The sequence below is a fragment of the Dyella sp. 2RAB6 genome (assembly GCF_052115385.1).
Lineage (GTDB): Bacteria > Pseudomonadota > Gammaproteobacteria > Xanthomonadales > Rhodanobacteraceae > Dyella_D.
This window is the reverse complement of the sequence record NZ_JBFRGP010000008.1, coordinates 52,964-74,909: the sequence shown is the minus strand read 5'-3', so window position 1 is coordinate 74,909 and position 21,946 is coordinate 52,964. Positions and strand designations below refer to the sequence as shown.

Annotated in this window: 17 protein-coding genes; 13 read left to right on the top strand and 4 right to left on the bottom strand. The window is 68.3% G+C overall.

The genetic code is table 11. The features are described from left to right. The first annotated feature begins 5 nt into the window (after positions 1 to 5). From AB4083_RS13660 to AB4083_RS13645, 4 genes are read left to right on the top strand one after another with little or no spacing between them, the layout of a single operon-like run. A complete protein-coding gene (locus AB4083_RS13660) occupies positions 6 to 3,662 on the top strand; it encodes a response regulator (protein ID WP_441608501.1) in 3,657 nt (1,218 codons plus the stop codon). Then, positions 3,647 to 4,522: a CheR family methyltransferase gene (locus AB4083_RS13655; RefSeq protein WP_441608500.1), complete on the top strand. Its 876-nt coding sequence runs from the start codon at positions 3,647 to 3,649 to the stop codon at positions 4,520 to 4,522. Before AB4083_RS13660 ends, AB4083_RS13655 begins: the two co-directional genes overlap by 16 nt. A 1-nt stretch (position 4,523) precedes the next feature. Continuing rightward, on the top strand, positions 4,524 to 5,093 hold the full coding sequence (locus tag AB4083_RS13650) for a chemotaxis protein CheB (RefSeq protein ID WP_441608498.1): 570 nt from the start codon (positions 4,524 to 4,526) through the stop codon (positions 5,091 to 5,093). Further along, entirely contained in the window at positions 5,090 to 6,085 is a 996-nt protein-coding gene (locus AB4083_RS13645) for a diguanylate cyclase domain-containing protein (RefSeq protein WP_441608496.1), read from the top strand. The genes AB4083_RS13650 and AB4083_RS13645 overlap by 4 nt, the downstream gene beginning before the upstream one ends. Before the next feature lie 126 nt (positions 6,086 to 6,211). Here the strand turns inward: AB4083_RS13645 and AB4083_RS13640 are convergent, their stop codons facing one another. Together AB4083_RS13640 and AB4083_RS13635 are read right to left on the bottom strand one after the other, a co-directional pair. Then, positions 6,212 to 8,680, bottom strand: coding sequence for an acyl-CoA dehydrogenase (locus AB4083_RS13640; protein WP_441608494.1), 2,469 nt, complete (start codon positions 8,678 to 8,680; stop codon positions 6,212 to 6,214). Positions 8,681 to 8,760: 80 nt separating this feature from the next. Next, positions 8,761 to 9,639 (bottom strand): alpha/beta fold hydrolase, encoded by an 879-nt coding sequence (locus AB4083_RS13635; RefSeq protein WP_441608492.1) that lies wholly within the window; start codon positions 9,637 to 9,639, stop codon positions 8,761 to 8,763. Between the two features lie 86 nt (positions 9,640 to 9,725). Here AB4083_RS13635 and AB4083_RS13630 point away from each other — a divergent pair, with 86 nt between their 5' ends. The 5 genes from AB4083_RS13630 (at position 9,726) to AB4083_RS13610 (ending at position 14,292) form a co-directional block, all read left to right on the top strand. Continuing rightward, entirely contained in the window at positions 9,726 to 10,304 is a 579-nt protein-coding gene (locus AB4083_RS13630) for a TetR/AcrR family transcriptional regulator (RefSeq protein WP_441608490.1), read from the top strand. A gap of 126 nt (positions 10,305 to 10,430) precedes the next feature. Beyond that, complete coding sequence (locus tag AB4083_RS13625; RefSeq protein WP_441608489.1) at positions 10,431 to 12,221, top strand: phosphoenolpyruvate carboxykinase (GTP); 1,791 nt, start codon at positions 10,431 to 10,433, stop codon at positions 12,219 to 12,221. Positions 12,222 to 12,392: 171 nt separating this feature from the next. Beyond that, positions 12,393 to 12,944: an RNA polymerase sigma factor gene (locus AB4083_RS13620; protein ID WP_441608488.1), complete on the top strand. Its 552-nt coding sequence runs from the start codon at positions 12,393 to 12,395 to the stop codon at positions 12,942 to 12,944. After that, a complete protein-coding gene (locus tag AB4083_RS13615; protein WP_441608486.1) occupies positions 12,941 to 13,369 on the top strand; it encodes a hypothetical protein in 429 nt (142 codons plus the stop codon). Before AB4083_RS13620 ends, AB4083_RS13615 begins: the two co-directional genes overlap by 4 nt. Before the next feature lie 17 nt (positions 13,370 to 13,386). Next, on the top strand, positions 13,387 to 14,292 hold the full coding sequence (locus AB4083_RS13610; protein ID WP_441608484.1) for a DUF4097 family beta strand repeat-containing protein: 906 nt from the start codon (positions 13,387 to 13,389) through the stop codon (positions 14,290 to 14,292). Positions 14,293 to 14,389: 97 nt separating this feature from the next. Here the strand turns inward: AB4083_RS13610 and AB4083_RS13605 are convergent, their stop codons facing one another. Continuing rightward, positions 14,390 to 15,280 carry a hypothetical protein gene (locus AB4083_RS13605; protein WP_441608482.1) on the bottom strand — a complete coding sequence of 297 codons (891 nt, stop codon included), beginning with the start codon at positions 15,278 to 15,280 and terminating at the stop codon, positions 14,390 to 14,392. 274 nt (positions 15,281 to 15,554) lie between these two features. On the opposite strand from AB4083_RS13605, the gene AB4083_RS13600 reads away from it, so the two are divergent. Then, a complete protein-coding gene (locus tag AB4083_RS13600; RefSeq protein ID WP_441608480.1) occupies positions 15,555 to 18,449 on the top strand; it encodes an EAL domain-containing protein in 2,895 nt (964 codons plus the stop codon). A gap of 10 nt (positions 18,450 to 18,459) precedes the next feature. Here AB4083_RS13600 and hslO read toward each other — a convergent pair whose 3' ends face one another. Beyond that, positions 18,460 to 19,356 (bottom strand): Hsp33 family molecular chaperone HslO, encoded by an 897-nt coding sequence (gene hslO, locus AB4083_RS13595; RefSeq protein ID WP_441608478.1) that lies wholly within the window; start codon positions 19,354 to 19,356, stop codon positions 18,460 to 18,462. Between the two features lie 202 nt (positions 19,357 to 19,558). Between hslO and mtgA the strand changes: the two genes are divergently transcribed. The 3 genes from mtgA (at position 19,559) to AB4083_RS13580 (ending at position 21,821) form a co-directional block, all read left to right on the top strand. Next, positions 19,559 to 20,299: a monofunctional biosynthetic peptidoglycan transglycosylase gene (gene mtgA / locus AB4083_RS13590; RefSeq protein WP_441608477.1), complete on the top strand. Its 741-nt coding sequence runs from the start codon at positions 19,559 to 19,561 to the stop codon at positions 20,297 to 20,299. Between the two features lie 61 nt (positions 20,300 to 20,360). Beyond that, the gene (locus AB4083_RS13585; RefSeq protein ID WP_441608475.1) at positions 20,361 to 21,296 is read left to right on the top strand and encodes a glycosyltransferase family 2 protein; all 936 of its coding nucleotides are present in this window, start codon (positions 20,361 to 20,363) and stop codon (positions 21,294 to 21,296) included. A gap of 93 nt (positions 21,297 to 21,389) precedes the next feature. Next, positions 21,390 to 21,821 (top strand): CBS domain-containing protein, encoded by a 432-nt coding sequence (locus AB4083_RS13580; protein ID WP_167257047.1) that lies wholly within the window; start codon positions 21,390 to 21,392, stop codon positions 21,819 to 21,821. The last annotated feature ends 125 nt before the right edge of the window (positions 21,822 to 21,946 follow it).

Sequence of the window (21,946 nt, the reverse complement as noted above, 5' to 3'; positions counted from 1 at the left end):
TCCGCATGGCCAACGCCGCCCCCCGCCAGTACTCCTGGCTCGCGCACCAGCCGATCCAGCGCAAGATCATGTTGGGCATCGGCAGCCTGATCGTGCTGTTCGTGATCTGCGGATCGGTCACCCTGCTTTCGCTGTCGCGCCAGGACGAGAGCTGGCAGTGGTCGCGGCACACCTACGAGGTGCGCGCGGCACTGGATGACATCATCGAAGGCCTGCAGGACAGCCAGGCCTCGGTGCGCGGCTATCTGCTTACGCAAGGAAGCAAGGAACTCGAAAGCTTCGAGGGCGGCAACCGGCGCTCGCAGTCCGGCATCGATGCCGTGCGCAAGCTCACCGCCGACAATCCCCTGCAGCAGACCCGCCTGGACCGCGTACAGGCGATGACCCAGCAATGGCAGCAGCAGGCGCGGCACAACGGCATCGACACGACCCATGCGATCAACGCCACCGACGCCACCCAGCTGGCGCTGGAGCGCTTCCGCGTCCAGACCACCTACATGGGCCAGCGCGCGGTGACCATCGCCGAGATCGTCGCGTTGATCAGCCAGATGGACGCCACCGAGGCCAGCCTGCTCGACCAGCGCCAGGCCGCGCAGCGCCGCGACGAGCTGACCGTGCGTGTGCTGACCTGGGGCGGCATGCTGCTGGCCCTGCTGCTGGGCTTCGCCGTGGTGCGCTTCACCTTCCGCCTGATCACGCGGCCGCTGCGCCGCATGACCGACCTGATGACGCGCCTGGCCCAGCACGACCACTCCGTGGAAATCCGCCAGACCGAGCGCCGCGACGAGGTGGGCGAGATCGCCCGCGCGCTGCAGGTGTTCAAGCAGATGGCGATCGAGACCGCGGCGCAGACCTGGGTCAAGAGCAACGTCTCCGAGATCGCCGGCGAACTGCAGAAGGTGGACAACCCGCGCGCCTTCGGCGAACGCCTCACCGCCACCCTGGTGCCGCTGCTGCAGGCCGGCGTGGGCGTGTTCTATGCGTTCGACGAGGAGCGCAACAGCCTGGAACTGCAAGGCAGCTACGGCTACCGCGAGCGCCGCCACCTCAGCACCGTCTATGCGCCGGGCGAAGGCCTGGTCGGGCAATGCGCGCTGGAACGCCAGGCCATCGTGCTGCAGGACGTGCCGGACGACTACGTACGCATCCATTCGGGCACCGGCGAAGCGCCGCCGCGCAGCATCGCGGTGCTGCCGCTGCTGCTGCGCGACAAGCTGCTGGGCGTGCTGGAACTGGCCAGCTTCCAGCATCTCACCGGCCCGCAGCAGGATCTGCTCCACGAGCTGCTGCCGATCGCCGCGCTCTCGCTGGAAAACCTCGGCCGCGCCCTGCGCACGCAGCAACTGCTGCGCCATACACGCGAACAGGCCGACGAGCTGCGCGCCTCCGAGGAAACGCTGCGCAACCAGCAGCACGAGCTGCAGGCCAGCAACGAAGAACTCAGCCTCAAGACGCACGAACTGCAGGAGCAATCGCAGCGCCTGCTCGCTTCCGAGGAAGAGCTGCGCGTGCAGACCGAGGAACTGCAGGCCAGCAACGAGGAACTGCGGCAAAAGAGCGAAACGCTCAACGAACAGAAACACCTGCTGGAAACATTGCAGCGCGAGACCCAGGACAAAGCCGACGAACTGGCCCGCGCCAGCCAGTACAAGTCGGAATTCCTCGCCAACATGTCGCACGAACTGCGCACGCCGCTGAACAGCCTGCTGATCCTGTCGCGCAGCCTGGCCGAGAACCGCGAAGGCAACCTGGATGGCGAGCAGGTGGAGTCGGCGCGCATCATCCACGACTCCGGCAGCAACCTGCTGCATCTGATCAACGACATCCTCGACCTGTCCAAGGTCGAAGCCGGCAAGATGGAACTGGTGCTGGCCGAGTTGCCGCTGGCGGACCTGGAGCGGACGCTCAAGCGCACCTTCGGCCACGTGGCCCAGGAAAAGGGCCTGGAATTCCGCGTCGAGATCGAAGCCGGCGTGCCGGCCGGCATCTACACCGATGCCGCCAAGCTCGAACAGGTGGCCAACAACCTGGTCGGCAATGCCTTCAAGTTCACCCACCAGGGCGGCGTCACCGTGCGCATCGCGCGCCCGCCGGCGGGCCTGGCCTTGCCGGCGTCGCTGCAGGGCAAGGCGGCGATCGCCATCGCCGTGCACGACACCGGCATCGGCATTCCGCGCGCCAAGGTCGAGCGCGTGTTCAACGCCTTCGAACAGGTCGACGCCAGCACCAGCCGCCAATACGGCGGCACCGGCCTGGGCCTGGCCATTTCGCGCCGGCTGGTGGAACTGCTCGGCGGCGATATCGTGCTGGACAGCGAGGAAGGCCGCGGCAGCATCTTCACCATGCTGCTGCCGGAGCGCGCCGACGGCACGCTCTCCCCCGCGGCACCGCCGGGCGCACCGGCCGAATCGCGTCCCGTGCCGGTGAGCGCACTGCTGCCCGACACCATCGAGGACGACCGCGACACGCTGGCGCCGGGCGACACCGCGATCCTCATCGTCGAGGACGATCCGGTGTTCGCACGAATCCTCGCCGACATGGTCCGCCGCAAGGGCTATCGCGCGCTGGCCGCGACCGATGGCGAATCCGGCCTGCAGTTGGCGCAGCGCTTCCGCCCCACCGGCATCCTGCTCGACGTGATGCTGCCGGGCATGGACGGCTGGACCGTGATCGCGCGCCTGAAGGAGAACGCCGCCACCCGGCCGATCCCGGTGCATTTCATTTCAGCCGTGGACGACGCCAGCCGCGGACGCGAACTGGGCGCGGTGGGTTTCCTGACCAAGCCGGTGAGCCGTGAATCGATCGACGGCGCGTTCGAGCGCATGCTGCATTTTGCCGAAGGCCAGTCGCGCCGCCTGCTGATCGTCGACGACGACGCCGATTCGCGCGCCGCCATGCGCACCCTGCTGCGCGGCGACGACGTCACCATCGACGAGGCCGGCAGCGCGGAAGAAGCATTGGAGCACGTGAGCGGGGCCGAGTACGACTGCATCGTGCTGGACCTGGGCCTGCCCGGGATGTCCGGCACCGAGTTCCTCGAACGCATGAGCGCCGCGGGCAAGGTGCCGCCGGTGGTGATCTATTCCGGCCGCGAACTGAGCCGCGAGGAAAGCCTGAAGCTGCGCCAGTACACCGACAGCATCGTGATCAAGGGCGCGCGCTCGCCGGAGCGCCTGATGGACGAGGTGAGCCTGTTCCTGCACAGCATCCGCGGCGGCCGCGCCCGTGCCGCGGCACCCGCCGCCGCACCGGCGCAGACGGCGGCGGTCAACGGCATGCCCAGCGAGCTGGGCGGGCGCAAGGTGCTGCTGGTGGACGATGACATGCGCAACCTGTTCGCGCTGTCCAAGGTGCTGCGCGGCTGGGGCATGCAGGTGAACCTGGCGCAGGACGGCCAGAAGGCGCTGAAGGCCCTGGACGAGCAGAACGGCCTGGAACTGGTGCTGATGGACATCATGATGCCGGTGATGGACGGCTACGACACCATCCGCGAGATCCGCGCGCAGGCGCGCTTCGCCAAGCTGCCGATCATCGCGCTCACCGCCAAGGCGATGCGCGGCGACCGCGAGAAATGCCTGGAAGCCGGCGCCAACGACTATCTGTCCAAGCCGATCGACATCGACAAGCTGTCCTCGATGCTGCACGTATGGCTGCATCGATGAAGGAGCGCGGCGCCGGCAGGACGGACGGCGAACTCGAAGACATCGAGCTCGAACTGTTCGTGCGCGCGCTGCAGGCGCGCCACGGCTACGACTTCAGCCAATACGCGCCGGCGTCGCTCAAGCGTCGCGTGCAACAGCTGGTCAGCACGCACGACAGCGGCACCATCAGCGCGCTCACCGGCCGCCTGCTGCACGAGCCGGCGTTCCTGGCGCCGGTGCTGGAAGGCTTGTCGGTGCCGGTATCGGAGATGTTCCGCGACCCGGAAGTGTTCAGCGCGCTGCGCGAGCAGGTGCTGCCGCTGCTGGCTTCGTATCCGCAGATCAATATCTGGCAGGCCGGCTGCGCGCACGGGCAGGAGGTCTATTCGCTGGCGATCCTGCTGGAAGAGGCCGGGCTGTACGAGCGCACGCAGATCTACGCCACCGATTTCAACGAAGCAGCGCTGCGCCATGCGCAGGAAGGCATCTATCCGGCGCGCGAAGCGCAGCTATGGTCGCGCAACTATCTGGCGGCCGGCGGCAGCCACACGCTGGCCGACTACTACAGCGCTCGCTACGAACTGCTGAAGCTGGACGGGCGCCTGCGCCGCAACGTGATCTTCGCCAACCACAACCTGGTCACCGACGAGGTGTTCTGCGAAGCGCACCTGGTGCTGTGCCGCAACGTGCTGATCTATTTCTCCGACCCGCTGCAGGACCGCACCCTGGGCCTGTTCCGCGACAGCCTGGTGCGCGGCGGCTTCCTCTGCCTGGGCACGCGCGAGAGCCTGGATTTCGCGCCTTCCGCCGTCGATTTCGCCCCGGTGGACGCCGGCTTGCGCATCTACCGGCTCGGCGCCAAGCCGCCGCGCGCGGGTTGACATGGCCGCGCCCGAAGCCATCGCGATCGGATGCTCGGCTGGCGGCCTCACCGCGCTGGAGCGCTTGCTGGCGCAACTGGATCCGCGCCTGCCGCAGCCGCTGCTGGTGTGTTGCCATACCGGCTCGTCCACGGTCGAACTGATGTGCGAACTGCTGGCGCGGCATACCCGCCTGCCGGTGACCGAAGCGCGCGAGCGCGAGTTGCCGCAGCCCGGCACGGTGCACGTGGCACCGAGCGGCTATCACCTGCTGCTGGAGCATGACCGCCGCTTCGCGCTCAGCGTGGACCCGCGCGTGAGCTACGCGCGCCCATCGATCGACGTACTCTTCGACTCGGCCGCCGAGGCTTATCGCGAACGCCTGATCGGCGTGGTGCTGACCGGCGCCAACAGCGATGGCGCCGAAGGCTTGGCGACGATCCGCGCGCAAGGCGGCCTCGCCATCGTGCAGGCGCCCGGCGATGCGGACAGCCCCGCCATGCCGCAGGCCGCGCTGGAGCGCGCCGGCGCCGACCACTGCCTGCCCCTCGCGGACATTCCCGCGCTGCTCAACCGGCTCTGTCTCGCATGAATACCGTCCGCCCCAAGATCCTCGTCGTCGACGACACCCACGCCAACCTGGTGGCGATGCGGCGGCTGCTGGCCGATTGCGGCGCCGAGCTGCTGGAGGCAAGCAGCGGCAACCAGGCGCTGGCGATGTGCCTGGACCATGAGTTCGCGCTGATCCTGCTGGACGTGAACATGCCGGACATGGACGGCTTCGAGGTGGCCTCGCTGCTGGGCGAATCCGGCCAGCTGCACGAGACGCCGATCATCTTCGTCACCGCGGCTTATGCCGACGACATCCACCGGCTCAAGGGCTATCGCTTCGGCGCGGTGGACTACATCGCCAAGCCGGTGAACGACGCGATCCTGCAATCGAAGGTGCGCGTATTCCTGGAGCTGTACGAGGCACGCGCGCAGCTGCGCGCCACCCTGGCCCAGCTATCGGAACGCAATCGCCAGCTCGGTATCGAGATAGCCGAGCGCGAGCGGGTGGAAGCGCAGATCCGCCACCAGGCCACCCACGACATGCTTACCGGCCTGCCCAATCGCGTGCTGTTCCACGACCGCCTGCGCACCGCGATGCAGCGCGCGCCGCGCCACGGCATCGCGTTCGCGCTGGTGCTGCTGGATATCGACGGTTTCAAGGGCATCAACGACGACCACGGGCATCCGGCCGGTGACGCCCTGCTGCGTGCCATCGCCGGGCGCCTGCATACCGCGCTGCGCGCCAACGACACCGTGGCGCGCCTGGGCGGCGACGAGTTCGCGCTGATCCTGGAAGACGTGGCCGATGCCAGCGGACTGCTGCACCGCTGCCAGGAGCTGGGCGGCGAACTGGCTGCGCCCTACCCGCTCGAAGGCCGCCGCGGCCCGTTCATCGCGCAGGTCAGCGCCAGCCAGGGCATCGCGCTGGGCGGCGGCGACGGGCGCAGCGACGAGGACCTGATCCAGGCCGCGGACCGCGCGCTGTACAAGGCCAAGGAAGACGGCAAGAACCGCTGCGTGATGGCGCCGTAGGTTGGGGTGAGCGCAACACGAACCCCAACGAACCTCTCACGCAACCGGTACCCAATCCACCGGTTACCGCGATTGACGCTGCGATAACCGGAAGCCTTCGTTGGGGTTCGCTTTGCTCACCCCAACCTACGCCGCGTCAGCCAGCTTCTTCGGTTCTTCCTTGGGCTTGGCCGCGCCCAGCTCCGACGGATCGAAATCGTCCACCGAGATGAACTCGAACACGCCCTCGCGCACGCGCTTGAGCAGGGCGGCCTCGGCGCTGTCGATCACGCCGGCCTTCTCCGCTTCGGCGAGCTGGCCGAAGTAATCGTGCGACTTGAACTGGCCGGCCTTCTGCGCCTTGAGGAACTTGCGCTCCACCGGCTCGGCGGCGATCACGTCGGGCAGCAGCTCGTTCATGCGGCCGACCGTGTTGTTGGCGGTCGGGGTGAGATACACCCACTCCAGCAGGCGGTCGCGCGCTTCGCCCGGCGCGGTGATGATCGCGGCAACGCGGCGGCCCAGGCGATCGGACGGCGGCACTTCGCGGCGGCCGAACGGGAACACCAGCACGCGCAGCAGCCACGCCACCGGGCGCACCGGGAAGTTGCGGATCGCGCCGTCGAGCGCCATCTGGATGCGCCACATGCACTCGTGGAAGGCCCAGGCCAGCAGCGGACGGTCCGCTTCCGGACGGCCGGTGTCCTCGTAGCGCTTGAGCATGGCGCTGGCGATGTAGAGATAGCTCAGCACGTCGCCCAGGCGCGCCGACAGCTTTTCCTTGAACTTCAGCTTGCCGCCGAGCACGCCCATGAAGGTGTCCGCGCACAGCGCCAGCGCGGCCGAGTAGCGGTCGAGCTTGCGGTAGTAGCGGCGGGTGTAGGCGTCGCCCGCGGTTTCGCCGATGCGCGAACCGGTGATGCCGAAGGTGAAAGCGCGCACCGCATTGGAGATGCCGAAGCCGAGATGGCTGAACAGCAGGCGGTCGAAGGTCTTCAGGCGGTCGCCGTAGTCGGCGATCGACAGCGCCTGCATTTCCTTCAGCACGTACGGGTGGCAGCGGATCGCGCCCTGGCCGAAGATCATCAGGCTGCGCGTCATGATGTTGGCGCCTTCCACCGTGATGGCGATCGGCACACCCTGCCAGGCGCGGCCGGCGTAGTTCTTCGGGCCGAGCTGCACCGCCTTGCCGCCATGCACGTCCATGGCGTCGCCGGCGATGATGCGGCCCCATTCGGTGGCGTGATACTTGGCGATCGCCGAAGGCACCGCCGGCTTCTCGCCGCGGTCCACCGCCGCTGCCGTGGCGCGCGACAGCGCCGCGGTGGCGTAGGTCAGGCCGCCGATGCGGGCCAGCGCTTCTTCCACGCCTTCAAAACGTGCGATCGACAGGCCGAACTGCTTGCGCATGCGTGCATAGGCGCCGGTCGCGGCGACCGCGGAACGCACGCCGCCGGTGGCATTGGACGGCAGCGAGATCGCGCGGCCCACCGACAGGCATTCGACCAGCATGCGCCAGCCGTGGCCGGCCATGTTCGGGCCGCCGATCAGTACCGACATCGGCACGAAGATGTCCTTGCCATGCACCGGGCCGTTCTGGAACGGGACGTTGAGCGGGAAGTGGCGGCGGCCGATTTCCAGGCCGTGGGTCGAGCGCGGGATCAGCGCCAGGGTGATGCCGAGATCTTCCTTGTCGCCCAGCAGCTTTTCCGGGTCGTACATGCGGAAGGCCAGGCCGACCACGGTGGCGATCGGCGCCAGCGTGATGTAGCGCTTGTCGAAGGTGAGGCGGATGCCGAGCGTCTCGACACCGTCGACCGTCTGCTTGCACACGATGCCGAAGTCGGTGATCGAGGTGGCGTCGGAGCCGGCGTACGGACCGGTCAGCGCGAAGCAGGGAATTTCCTCGCCCACCGCCAGGCGCGGCAGATAGTAGTTCTTCTGCTCGTCGCTGCCGTAGTGCAGCAGCAACTCGGCCGGGCCGAGCGAGTTGGGCACCGCGACGGTGGAAGCGACGGTGGCCGACATCGTCGCCAGCTTCTGCAGCACGGCCGAATGCGCCAGCGCGGAGAAGCCCAGGCCGCCGTACTGCTTCGGAATGATCATGCCGAAGAACTTGTGCTTCTTGATGAAGGCCCAGACTTCCGGCGGCAGGTCGGCCAGCTCGTGAGTGATCTGCCAGTCGTTGAGCATGCCGCAGAGCTGCTCCACCGGGCCGTCCATATAGGCCTGTTCCTCGGTGCTCAGTTCGGGCTTCGGCTGCTTCATCAGCTCGTGCCAGTCCGGCTTGCCGGAGAACAGCTGGCCTTCGAAGCCGACGGTGCCGGCTTCCAGCGCGGTCTGCTCGGTCTCCGACAGCTTCGGCGTGACCTTGGCGAACAGCTTCAGCAGCGGAGCGCTGATCTGCTTGCGGCGGAAGTCCAGCATCAGCAGCGGCACCGCCACCAGCAATTCGAGCACCACCAGCACCACGGTGGTGACCGGCACGCCGGCGATCAGGCCGACCACCACGGTGGCGCCGACGGTGACGATCGCCCAGCTCCGCAGGCTGCTGCGATGGTAGGCACAGGCGCCGGTGGCGATGAGGGCCGCCAGCAGGGTGAGGATCACGGACATGAAAGCACCTCGTCGCGAATGGCGTTGTTGCGATGGACAGGCATGGGCATTACTCGTTCAGTTGCGCATCCGTGCGGCATTCAATGCGTGGCTTCACCGTCCAGAGTGCGCAGGAATCGTGCGATCTCACGGGTGAAAGCGTCGTTGGCGTCGCCCGCCACCATATGCGTGGCACGCGGCAGTTCCACGTGCTCGGCATGCGGCGACAGGCGCAGGAATTCGTCGACCGTGTCGCGCGAGACCACGTCGCTGCGCCCGCCCGAGAGCAGCAGCATGGGCACGCGCACATGGGCGGCGGCGCTCATCAGGCGCGGCTGGTAGCGCACGCTCTCGCGCACCAGGTCGCCACCGAGCAGGGCCGGGTCCCAATGCCAGCGCAGGCGGCCGTCGGCGCCTTCGCGCAGCAGCGGGCGCAGCTGGTCTTCGCTTTTGCGGCCGGCGCGGTGCGGCAGGTAGGCGGCGATCTGTTCGGCCGCTTCGGCGTAATCGGCAAAGCCGTCCGGATGCGCCTGCATGAAGGCGAGGATGCGTTCGACGCCGGCGGTCTCCCAGCGCGGCGTGATATCCACCAGCACCAGGGCGCGGAACAGCGTGGGATCGATCTCGCCGGCCACCACCAGGCCGAGCAGGCCGCCCATCGAGGCGCCGACCAGCACCGGCGGCTCCGGCTGCGCGCGGGCGAGCCCGACCAGGTCGGCGACGAACTGTTCCATGTGGTAGTCGCCGTCGGGCACGCGCTCGCTTTCGCCATGGCCGCGGCTGTCGAACGTGACGCAACGGAAGCCCTCGCCGGCCAGGGCCGCGGCGGTGGCGGTCCAGGCGTGGCGGGTCTGGCCGAAGCCATGGGCGAACAGCAAGGTCGGCCGGCCTTCGGGCTGGCGTACATCCACCGCCAGGCCCACGCCATCGGCGGCGGCGTAGCGGGAAGACGAAGCGGCAACGGGCGCAATGGTAACCATACGGACGAGTATGGATTGCCGTCCGAGCCGCCGTCAACCATGTCCGTTCGGATTGCAAAGCCTAGGACTGGGGCTACCATGCTCGAATGAATGCAAGCGCCAAACCCGAACGAACCCGTCTTTCCGCCGAAGATTGGGAAGATGCCGCTCTCAAGCTGATTGCCGAGCAGGGTGTCGGCGCCCTCGCGGTCGAGGCCCTGGCCCGCCAGCTCGGGGTGACCAAGGGCAGCTTCTACTGGCACTTCCGTACCCGCGAGGCCTTGCTGCAGGCGTCGCTGGAACGCTGGGAGCAATACGGCGAGCGCGAGGTGATCAGCCAGATCGAGGCCATGCCCGACCCGCGCGCCCGCCTGCCGGAACTGTTCCGCCGGGTCGCCCACGAAATCGCGCCGCACCGCGTCTACGCCGCCCTGCTCAAGGCGCTGGACCACCCCCAGGTGGTGCCGGTGATGGCCCGCGTATCGCAGCGGCGCCTGGAATTCCTCACCAGCATCTACCGCGAAGCCGGCCTGGTCCCGGCCGAGGCACTGAACCGCGCACGCCTTACTTATGCGGCTTATGTGGGCTTCCTGCAGCTCAACTTCACGCTGGGTCTACCGCGCATCAGCCATGAAGACTTCGATGCCTACGTCGAGCACATGATCAAGACGCTCACGCCGGCCTGAAAGGCCAGCCGCATCAGCGGCTTGGCGGCATTCCAGGGCCGCTTTGCTGCACTCCGCCTTGCAATGCCAGTACACGCAAACTACCGTTTCTGCTCTTTTTTGTTCTAAGACCAGAGTGAGGAACGCATGGCGAGCAAGCTGGCGGCGCTGCAGCGCTGGGTCGACGAGGTGGCGGCGCTGACCCGCCCCACCCGCATCCATTGGTGCGATGGCTCTGACGCCGAATACCAGGCCCTGGTGCAGCAGATGCTGCAGACCGGCGACCTGGTCGAACTGAACCAGCAGACCCACCCGGGCTGCTACCTGCACCGTTCGAGCCCTTCGGACGTGGCCCGCGTCGAGCACCTCACCTTCGTCTGCACGAAGGAACACGAGGACGCCGGCCCGAACAACCACTGGATGGACCCGGCCGAGGCGCACGCCAAGATGGACGGCCTGTTCGCCGACTGCATGGAAGGCCGCACCCTGTACGTGATCCCGTACTGCATGGGCCCGATCGATTCGCCGCTGGCCCGCTGCGGCGTGGAAATCACCGACAGCCCCTACGTGGTCGCCAACATGCGCACCATGACGCGCATGGGCGCCGCGGCGCTGGCGCGCATCGAGCGCGAGGGGCTGCTCTCAAACGACTCGTTCGTGAAGGGGCTGCACTCCATCGGCGAGCTGGATCCGGAACGCCGCTTCATCATGCATTTCCCCGAGGACCTGAGCATCAAGTCCTACGGTTCCGGCTACGGCGGCAACGCACTGCTGGGCAAGAAGTGCCATGCGCTGCGCATCGCCAGCTGGCAGGCCCGGTCCGAGGGCTGGCTGGCCGAGCACATGCTGATCGTGGGCATCGAGAATCCGCAGGGGCAGACCCACTACGTCGCCGCGGCGTTCCCCTCGGCCTGCGGCAAGACCAACCTGGCCATGCTGATTCCGCCGGACGGCTATCGCCGCGACGGCTGGAAGGTGTGGACCGTGGGCGACGACATCTGCTGGATGCGCCCCGGCGCGGACGGCCGCCTGTACGCGATCAATCCCGAGGCCGGCTTCTTCGGCGTGGCGCCGGGCACCAGCGCGGGCAGCAATCCGAATGCGCTGGCCAGCATCGCGCGCGACACCATCTTTACCAATGTCGCGGTCACCGCCGACAACCAGCCCTGGTGGGAAGGCCTGCCGGGCGAGCCGGCGCTGGACTGGCAGGGCCGCGCGTATGACCCGGCCAACGGTCCGGCCGCGCATCCGAATGCCCGCTTCACGGTCAGCGCGAAGCAGTGCCCGACCTGGTCGCCCAAGGCCGAGGACGCGCAGGGCGTGCCGATCAGCGCGATCGTGTTCGGCGGCCGCCGGCCGTCGCTGGTGCCACTGGTGTTCGAGGCGCGCGATTGGGCGCACGGTGTGCTGGTCGGCGGCGCGATGGGTTCGGAAACCACCGCGGCGGCCACCGGTGCGGTGGGTGTGCTGCGCCGCGACTCGATGGCGATGAAGCCGTTCTGCGGTTATCACTACGGCGATTATTTCCAGCATTGGCTGTCGTTCGACCAGCCGGGCGCGCAGTTGCCGAAGATCTTCCACGTCAACTGGTTCCGCAAAGGCAAGGACGGCAAGTTCCTGTGGCCGGGCTTCGGCGACAACCTGCGCGTGCTGGAGTGGATGATCGCCCGCGTCGAGGGCAAGGCTGCCGGCGTCGACACCCCGATCGGCACGCTGCCGGCGCAGGGCGAACTGCGCACCGACGGCCTGGCGCTGGACGGCGCCGCGCTGGACGAATTGCTGCACGTCGACCAGGCCGGCTGGCAGGCCGAAGCGGCCGCCATCGGCGATTACCTGCGCGAGTTCGGCCAGCGCATGCCGCAGCGCCTGCACGACGAACTGCAGCGCGTCGCCAGCGCACTCGCTGGCGGGCCGCGGGTCTCGGCGGTCGCTTCCTGACCGCCTGCGGCGGCCGTGGCGCAAGGCCAGGCCGCCGCATCGCGTACGTATGGCCCATGACTCATGAATGCATGACTGATGGCGCATGAGCGCCCTCCTCTAAACCTTGCCGCGCAACCGCGCATCCAAGCTGGCAAGATGATCAGCGCCTGCGCCGCCACCGGAAACCCCATGCCGCCTGCCACCGCCGCAGCGCCCGACGACGACGTCGCCGATGTGCGCGCTGCCGCGGACGGCGACCGGGTGGCCTTCCAGCGGCTGTATCGCCGGCACGCCGATCGCGTCTACGGTGCCGTCTACCGCCTGGCCGGCTACGACCACGCACGCGCCGAGGATCTGACCCAGGACGCCTTCGTGCGCGCCTGGCAGAAACTCGCCGGCTTCCGCCACGAAAGCGCGTTCGGCACCTGGCTGTATCGCCTGGCGGTGAACGTGGCGCTGATGGATATCCGTTCGCGCGGATCGGACCCGGTCAGCACGATGGACGACGACGACCTGCCCGATCGCGGCACCACCCCGTTCTGTGCCGCCGAGCGCGACGAACTGGAACGTGCGATCGGCAAACTGCCGCCACGCGCACGCGCCGTGCTGGTCCTGCACGACGTGGAAGGTTGGCGGCACGAGGAAATCAGCGCCGAGCTCGGCATGGCCGTCGGCTCGTCGAAAGCGCAACTGCACCGCGCACGCGGACTGCTGCGAAAAGTTCTTGGAGAAGCGTCATGAACGAATTTGAATGGCATCGCCAGATGCGCGCCCTGCGCGAACCGGTGTCCCCGCAACGCGACCTGTGGGCGGATATCGAAGCGAAGCTCGATGCCGGCAGTCCCGCTGCCGCCATGGCGCCGCGCGCCCGGCGCAGCCACGCCTGGCTGCTCGCGGCGAGCTTCGCCGGACTGTCGCTGCTAGCGGTCGCCCTCAATCATCAATGGCGGGCGGAAGCGCCCGCGGCACTGCAGGCACAGGTGCCGGTGAACTGGAAACCGTCCGATCCGCGCCTCGCCGGCGCGGCGGTGGAACTGGATGCGGCGCGCGTCGAATTGCAACAGGCCATCCAGCAGGCGCCGCATTCCCCCGCCTTGCAGCGTCTGCTGGACCGCACCGCCAAACGCCAATCGCAACTGCGTCAGATGGAACAACAGGCAGGCTGAGTCACCGGAGCACGATCATGAAAACCACCGCACGCTATCTCCCTGTCCTGCTGGCGCTGGCGATCGGCCAGGCTTATGCCGACACGCCGATCAACATCAGCCACGACGCCAAGCCCAACGTGCAGTTGCAGATCAGCAACGTAAAGGGCTCGGTCACCGTCACCGCCTGGGACCGCAACCAGGTCCAGGTCACCGGCCGCCTCGGCGAAGGCGCCAAGCCGCTGGAATTCGACGGCGACAATGACAACCTGGAGCTGAAAGTGGAATCGACCGGCAAGTCGGGCTGGTTCAACTTCAACAGCGACACCTCGATGGGCAACACCACGCTGGATGTGCGCGTGCCGAAGTCGGCCTCGCTCGAAGTGGAAGTGGTGAGCGCGCCGGCGAGCATCGACGGCATCGAAGGCGGCACCATCAAGATCAACTCAGTGAGCGGCAAGGTGCGCATCAATGCGCGCTCGCCTTCGGTGGAGGCGCAGAGCGTCAGCGGCAGCCTCGAACTGGCCGGCCATGCCGACAAGGTGGACCTGCAGACGGTGAGCGGCGACATCCTCGCCCCGTCGGTGGGACGCGAGGCCGAGCTGCAGACGGTGTCCGGCCGCATCCGCGTGAACGGCGGACCGTGGAAGCGGCTCAACCTCAGCACCGTCTCCGGCGACGTGCAGGTGGGCGGCGGCATGACCGCCGGCGGCGACATGAATGTCGACAGCATGAGCGGCGACGTACAGGTGCAGCTGCCGGGCAATCTCGCCGCGCAGATCCACGCCAATACCTTCAGCGGCGACCTGCGCAGCGACTTCGGCTCGCCGCGCAAGGTGGAACATGGCCCCGGCATGGAGCTCGATGCCACCGCCGGCAGCGGCAGCGCGAAGATCAAGCTGGAGACCTTCAGCGGCGACCTGAAGATCCGCAAGCAGGATTGAAGGCGAACGCTTGCCGCTGCCATAAACGAAGAAGCCGTCGCTGCCTGGCGACGGCTTCTTCGTTTATGGGGTTCGGGCTTCCGTGGAAGACGGGAGCCTAGAGATCCTGGTGGTACTGCACGTAAGGCGTGCGCGACTGGTCCGGCTCCGGGCCCACCGGCGTATTCACCGCATTGCCGGACGACCACACGTTCTGCGCGCCGATGCTGAGCTCGCCCTGCCAGGGCAGGCGCAGGGTCACGCCCAGGTCGATGCTGCTCCAGCGGCGGTCGCTGTTGTAGCCGGTACCCGGCAGCGCCGGCTGCATCACGCGGCCGACCACGCCGCCGCTGAGCGGGCCGCGGTCGACGCCGAAGCTCAGCGCCTTCTGGTCCAGCGCGTTCACGCCGAGCAGGTTGCCCGGCAGCAGGCGCACACGGCCCACGCTGGCGCCCAGGTCGATGCCGCTCTTGCTGTCCAGCGCGACGCGGCCGCGCGCATTGAGCTGCGCGCTGCTGTCGAATGAATTCAGGCCGTTGACGCCGGCCGGGGCGCCAGGCAGCAGGCGCGGCAGCGCCGAATTGTTCGGCGTGCTGTTGGCGCCCAGGCTGAGGCCGACGCTGTAGCGGCCGCTGCTGTAGGTGGCGCCGATCTCGCTGCCGATCACGCGCGGCACGCGGTTGTTGATCCAGGTGTGCTCGCTGACCCCCACGTGCGCCTGCAGATTCGAGCTCAGGCCGTAGGTCAGGTCGGTGGATACGGCGCGCGAGGCGTCGACCACGGTGAACTGCAGCGGGCCGTCATTGCGCTGGGCGGAGCCGAACGTGCCGCTATCGGCCTTCAGCGCCAGCCAGCGGCCATCGGTGCTGCGCCACAGCGGCACGGCCGCGTCGGGGCCGATCTGGACCACCTGGTCGGGCTTCTGGGCGAGCAGGCGATTGGCCAGTTCGTGCGTATCGCCGGCCAGCGACTGCCCTGCCGCGGCGAGCGGCATTAGCAGAAATGGCATAGGCAACAGCAGGCGACGCATGAAGTTCGACCGAATAAGGCTCTACGTGGATGGAACCCACACCCTCCCCAGGGCTCGGGTGGACGGAGCTTACCACAATTTAACTTTTACTTGCAGCCTTTTTGCCCTGGTAATTGGGTGACCTGACCCGCAAAAAACCCTGGAGTCCGATCAGGTCGAAAAGCGGCCGGAGTCGCCCGCCCCGTCAGCGACAACGCTGAACAGAGACGATATAAAGGCGCATGTGACCTAAGCAGGGACCGGTCCGCGCCGGATGAGTTCATTACCCACCAGTTCCACCCCGATGTATCCGTCTGCGGAGCCCCACTCCGCGGCTTTGCATGCGGCCGTGGAAGGCCTGTTCCGGGCGAGCGATGCCGCCGGGGTCATGGAGGTCTGCGGGGCCACCCTGCGTACCCTGGGGGTACGCGGCGCCCTGCTCTGGCGCCAGCTCGAAGCACCGTCGGACCCGCTCCTGCCCGGCCAGCTGGCCCTGGCCGAAGACCCGCAGTCCCAGCGCCTGCTGGCCCTGGCGGCCGATGGGCCGGTCCCGGCCGCGGACGCCGAGGAGATCGCCTGGCTGGGCCGGACGGCCGGCTCCCGCCTGCGCCAGCTCGCCGAGACCTCGCGCCTGTACGAGGCGATCTCCCGCCTGGCCATGGCCGAGCGGCTGCAGCGCGCGCTGTACGCGATCGCCGACCAGGCCAGCACCGAACACAACATGGCCGAGATGATGCACGCGCTGCACGGCATCCTCGGCAGCCTCATGTATGCGGAGAACTTCTACATCGCGCTGTACGACCCGGCCACCGACAGCGTGCGCTTCCCGTACTACGTGGACACCATGGACAAGGACCCGCCCTTGCCCGACCAGAGCGTGCCGCTGCAGGACATGCGCCACAGCCTCACCTGGAACCTGCTGCAGGGCGGCCAGCCGATCATGGGTTCAGTGGAGGAACTGTCGCGCCAGTTCGCCGGCCAGTTCGTGCTGCTCGGCCCGGTCTGCGAGGACTGGCTCGGCGTGCCGCTGCAGCGCGACGGGCGCGTGGTCGGCGGCATCGTGGTGCAGAGCTATCGCGAGGACACCCACTACACCGAGCACGACCGCGAGCTGCTCAGCTACGTGGCCAAGCACGTGCAGACCGCGCTGGAACGCCGCGAAGCGCACGCCGAACTGGAACGCCGCGTGGCCAGCCGCACCGCGGCGCTGCGCGAGGCCAACCGCGTGCTGCGCCAGCAGGTGCTGCAGCGCCAGCGCGGCGAACGCCTGCAGGCGGCGCTGTTCCGCATCGCCGAGCTGGCCAACGCTTCGGAAAGCCTGGACAACTTCTACGCCGCCGTGCACCGCGTGATCGGCGGCCTGCTGTACGCGCGCAACTTCTATATCGCGCTGCTGGACGAAGAGCCGAACCAGCTCACCTTCCCGTATTCGGTCGACGAGTTCGACACCGTGCGCCTGCCGCGCTCGCACGGCCGCGGCCTCACCGAATACGTGCTGCGCCACGGCAAGCCGCTGCTGGCCGCGCCGGACGACATCGACCGCCTGGCCCGCCAGGGCGAGATCGGCCACCACGGCTCGCGCTCGGTGTGCTGGCTGGGCGTGCCGCTGATCTGGGGCGAGCGCGCGATGGGCGTGCTGGCGGTGCAGAGCTACTCCCCCGAGCACACCTACGACGTGCGCGACCAGGAGCTGCTCACCTTCGTCAGCTACCACGTGGCCAACGCGCTGCAGCGCAAGCACACCACCGAATCGCTGAAGCAGGCCTACGCCAGCCTGGAACGCCGCGTCACCGAGCGCACCCGCGCGCTGGCCCTGGCCAACCGCGACCTGCGCGAACAGATCGCCGAGCGCGAGCGCGTGGAGCGCCGCCTCAAGTACGAAACCCTGCACGACTCGCTCACCGGCCTGCCCAACCGCACCCTGCTGCTGCAGCGGCTGGAGCAGGCGCTGCAGCGCTACCACGGCAATCCGCAGGACATGTTCGCGGTGTTGTTCATCGATTTGGATCGCTTCAAAGTCATCAACGACTCGGTCGGGCATCTGGTCGGCGACGACCTGCTGTTCCAGGTCGGCGGCCGCATCCGCGCCTGCCTGAAGACCCGCGACGTGGTCGCGCGCCTGGGCGGCGACGAATTCGCCGTGCTGGCCGAAGGCATCACCGACTACCGCATGGCGCTGGTCATTGCCGAGCGCATCATCGCCGAGCTGCAGACGCCGTTCCGCCTGGGCGCCAAGGAGATCTTCACCTCCGCCTCGATCGGTATCGCCCTGCCCGGCCCGCACTACCAGCGCCCGGAAGAACTGCTGCGCGATGCCGACGCGGCCATGTACCGCGCCAAGGACGAAGGCCGCCACCGCGCTGCCGTATTCGACGATCGCCTGCGCCGCGAGGCGCTGTCGCTGCTGGAAATGGAAGGCGACCTGCGCCGCGCGCTGAGCCGCAACGAATTCGTGCCGTTCTACCAGCCGATCGTCTCGCTGGAGGACGGCCGCACGGTGGGCTACGAGGCGCTGCTGCGCTGGCGCCACCCGGACCGCGGCCTGCTCACGCCCAGCGATTTCCTCGCGGTGGCAGAAGAAAGCGGCTGCTCGGAAACCATCGACTGGCAGATCTTCGAACAGGTCTGCGCACAGGCCGAGGCGCTCACCGGCAGCGACGGCTTCGTCAGCATCAACGTGTCCGGCCGCCACTTCCGCTCGCCGGACCTGGACCGGCGCCTGCTCGACCTGCTGGCCTCGCACGGCTTGCCCACGCGCTGCCTGCGCATCGAAGTCACCGAGCGCGCGCTGCTGGAAAACGCCTCGCAGGTGAAGCGCATCCTGGAGAACCTGCGCGCGCACGACGTCGGCATCGCGCTGGACGATTTCGGCACCGGCTACTCCTCGCTGAGCTACCTGCACCAGTACCCGATCAGCACGCTGAAAGTGGACCGCTCCTTCATCACCGAGCTGCCGCGCGAAGGCGGCCACAGCCTGGCCGTGGTGCGCGCGATCCAGGTGCTGGCCGACTCGCTGCAGATGCAGGTGATCGCCGAAGGCATCGAACAGGAGAACCAGCGCGACGCGCTGCTGCGCGTCGGCTGCCGCTACGGCCAGGGTTTCCTGTTCGCCACGCCGCACGCGGCGGACGTGTGGCTGCAGCGCGAATACCACTTCGCGCTGCCCTGAAACGCGCTCCTTACTGGGCGGTGCCCGGCGCGCTCACGCTCGAATGGCTGAGCAGGTGCTCGGCATCGATGCGGTCGAAGGTGTAGCGCTGCGCGCAGAACTCGCAGGTCACCTCGATCTCGCCCTCGCGCGCTTCCAGCGCGGCTTCCACTTCCGCCCGGCCCAGCGAGCGCAGCATCGACTCCACGCGCTCGCGCGTGCAGCTGCAGCCGAAGGCCAGCGAGCGCGGATCGAACAGGCGCACGGATTCGTCGTGGAACAGCCGGTACAGCAGTTCCTCCGGCGCGGTGGCCAGCATCTCTTGCTTGCCCAGCGTGTCGACCAGGTGGCCGATGCGCGGCCAGGCGTCCTCGTCCTGCACGCCGTCACGGCCGCCTTCGCCGGGCAGGCGCTGCAGCATCAGGCCCACCGCATGCTCGCCGTCCGCGGCCAGCAGGATCCGCGCCGGCAACTGCTCGGACTGGGTGAAATAGCCTTCCAGCGCGCCGCCGAGCTGCGCGTGGCGCAGGTCGACCAGGCCCTGGTAGCGCTGGCCGCGCTCGGCATGGCCGATGGTGATGGCCATCACCGCGTCGGGCAGCGCTTCCAGTTCCAGCGGTGCGGGCAGCACGCCTTCGGAGCGCGCCAGGCCGCGCAGGCGCCCCTGGTCGCTGCATTCGGCGAACAGCAGGCGCAACGGACCGCTGCTCTTCAGCTCAATCGACAGGCTGCCCTGCAGCTTGATATTGCCCGTCAACAGCGCGCTGGCCGCCAGCGATTCGCCCAGCAGGGTGCGCAGCGCGGGCGAGTAGTCCGCGCGTCCGGCCACTTCGCGCCAGGCGGCGCCCAGCCGCACCAGCACGCCGCGCACGCCGGCGCGCTCGAGCAGGAAGCGGTGCAGCACGTCTTCGACAAGAACGGTTTCCACGGATTCGAACCTCTAAGGACAAGCGCGCAGAGATGGGGGCGCCGGGTGGCCATGCAAGCCGGCAGGCCGGGACCTGGCAGCGGCCCCGAGTGTATGCCAAGCGGACGCGGCGGCCGGCTTGGCGGCGCCGGGCAGCCTCTTATACTGCCGCGTCCCTGCTGACCTCATCCCTTCCGACCGCAGCCCTTCCGACTTCAAGGCCATGCCGCCCAGCCGCTCCCTGTTCATCCGCCTGCTGCGCCCGATCGTCATCCTGGCGGTCGCCTGGCTCGCCCTGAGCTTGTTTGCGGTGCTGCTGCTGCGCTTCGTGCCGCCGTGGACCTCGGCGGTGATGATGGAGCGGCGCCTGAGCGCACTGATCCATGGCGAACGGGATTTCCACCTGCATTACCGCTGGGTGCCCTGGCCGGAGGTCTCGCCCTACGTGCCGATGGCGATGGTGGCCGGAGAGGACCAGAAATTCCCGTTCCACCATGGCTTCGATTTCGATTCCATCCAGAACGCGATGGACGCCGCCGAGGACGGCAAGCGCCTGCGCGGCGCCAGCACGATCAGCCAGCAGACCGCCAAGAACCTGTTCCTGTGGAACGGCCGCAGCTTCGTGCGCAAGGGGCTGGAGGCTTATTTCACCGTGCTGATCGAGGCGACCTGGCCGAAGCAGCGCATCCTCGAGGTCTACATGAACATCGCGGAGCTGGGCGATGGCGTGTACGGCGTCGGCGCGGCCAGCGACACCTACTTCCGCACGCCACCGGCACAGCTGGCGCCGGCGCAGGCCGCGCGGCTGGCCGCGGTGCTGCCCAGTCCGCGCCGCTTCAAGGTCGCCCAGCCCAGCCCCTATGTGCTGGGCCGCGCCGCCTGGATCCAGCAGCAGATGGGCCAGCTCGGCGGCCCCGGCTATCTGCGTGGCGACGCGCCGGCGCAGGTGCGCCGCACGCGCTGAAAACATCGCCGCCGCGGAAGCGCTCCGCTAGCATGCGCGCAATTCCCGCATGGACCCGCGCATGCCGCAGCTGACCGTCATCGTGCCCGCGTACAACGAAGCCGCGGTGCTCGACACCTTCCACCAGCGCCTGGCGCAGGTGCTCGACCAGCTGCCGTTCGACAGCAGCGTGCTGTACGTGGACGACGGCAGCGCGGACCGCACCTGGGAGATCATCGAAGCCCTGACCCGGCAAGACCGGCGCGCCGCTGGCCTGAAGCTGTCGCGCAACTTCGGCAAGGAAGCGGCGATGACCGCCGGCCTGGACGAAGCCGATGCGGACGCGGTGGTGGTGATCGACGCCGACCTGCAGGACCCGCCGGAGCTGATCCCCGCCCTGGTCGAACAATGGCGCGCAGGCTACGACGTGGTCTACGCCACCCGCAGCGCCCGCGCCGGCGAGACCAGCTTCAAGCGGTTCACCTCGGCCGCGTTCTACCGGACCATGGAAAAGCTGTCCGACACCGCCGTGCCGCGCGACACCGGCGACTTCCGCCTGCTCTCGCGCCGTGCCCTCGATGCGCTGCGCCAGCTGCGCGAAAGGCAGCGCTTCATGAAAGGCCTGTTCGCCTGGATCGGCTACCGCCAGACCGCGGTGCGCTACGAGCGCGACCCGCGCCACGCCGGCCAGACCAAATGGAACTACTGGCGGCTGACCCAGCTGGCGGTGGAAGGCATCACCTCGTTCTCCACCGCGCCGCTGCGGCTGGCCACCTGGATCGGCGTCAGCGCGTCGCTGCTGGCCTTCGCCTATGGCATCTGGGTGCTGGCCAAGGCCCTGATCTGGGGCGATGCGGTGCGCGGCTATCCGACGCTGATGCTGGTGATCCTGTTCCTGGGCGGCATCCAGCTGCTGGCGCTGGGGGTGATCGGCGAATACCTGGGCCGCAACTATGCGGAGAGCAAGCAGCGGCCGCTGTACTTCGTCGAGGAGCGGCGCGGCGCCGGAAGCGGCTGAACGCCGGACGGATTCACGTCCGCGCTACACCTCCATGGCGCCACGGCGCTAGACTGATGCGGCGATCGTCCACCTTCACTCCGGAGGCCAGGCATGCGTCAGGTCAAGCATCTGCTGGACAGCAAGGGGCACCAGGTCTTCAGCATCGCGGAAGACGCGACCGTGCTGGACGCCATCAAGCACATGGCCGAACGCCAGGTCGGCGCGCTGCTGGTGATGCGCGGCGAACAACTGGTCGGCATGGTTTCCGAGCGCGACTACGCGCGCAAGGTGATCCTGCAAGGCCGCTCCTCGGCACAGACTTCGGTCGCCGAAATCATGAGCAGCCCGGCGCTCACCGTCGGCCCGGATACGGAAGTCGAATACTGCATGCGCCTGTGCACCGACAGCCGCATCCGCCACCTGCCGGTGGTGCACGACAGCCGCGTGATGGGCGTGATCTCGATCGGCGACCTGGTCAAAGCGGTGATCGAGGAACAGGCCGAGCAGATCGACCACCTCGAGCAGTACATCGCCGGGCGCTGATGCCTTGATTGAAGCCCCTCTCCCACCGGGAGAGGGGCTGGGGTGAGGGTTCGGGCGGAGCGCAAGAGTGATGTACTCCGCTCCGGCCGTACCCTCATCCGGCTGCCGCCACCTTCCTCGCTCCT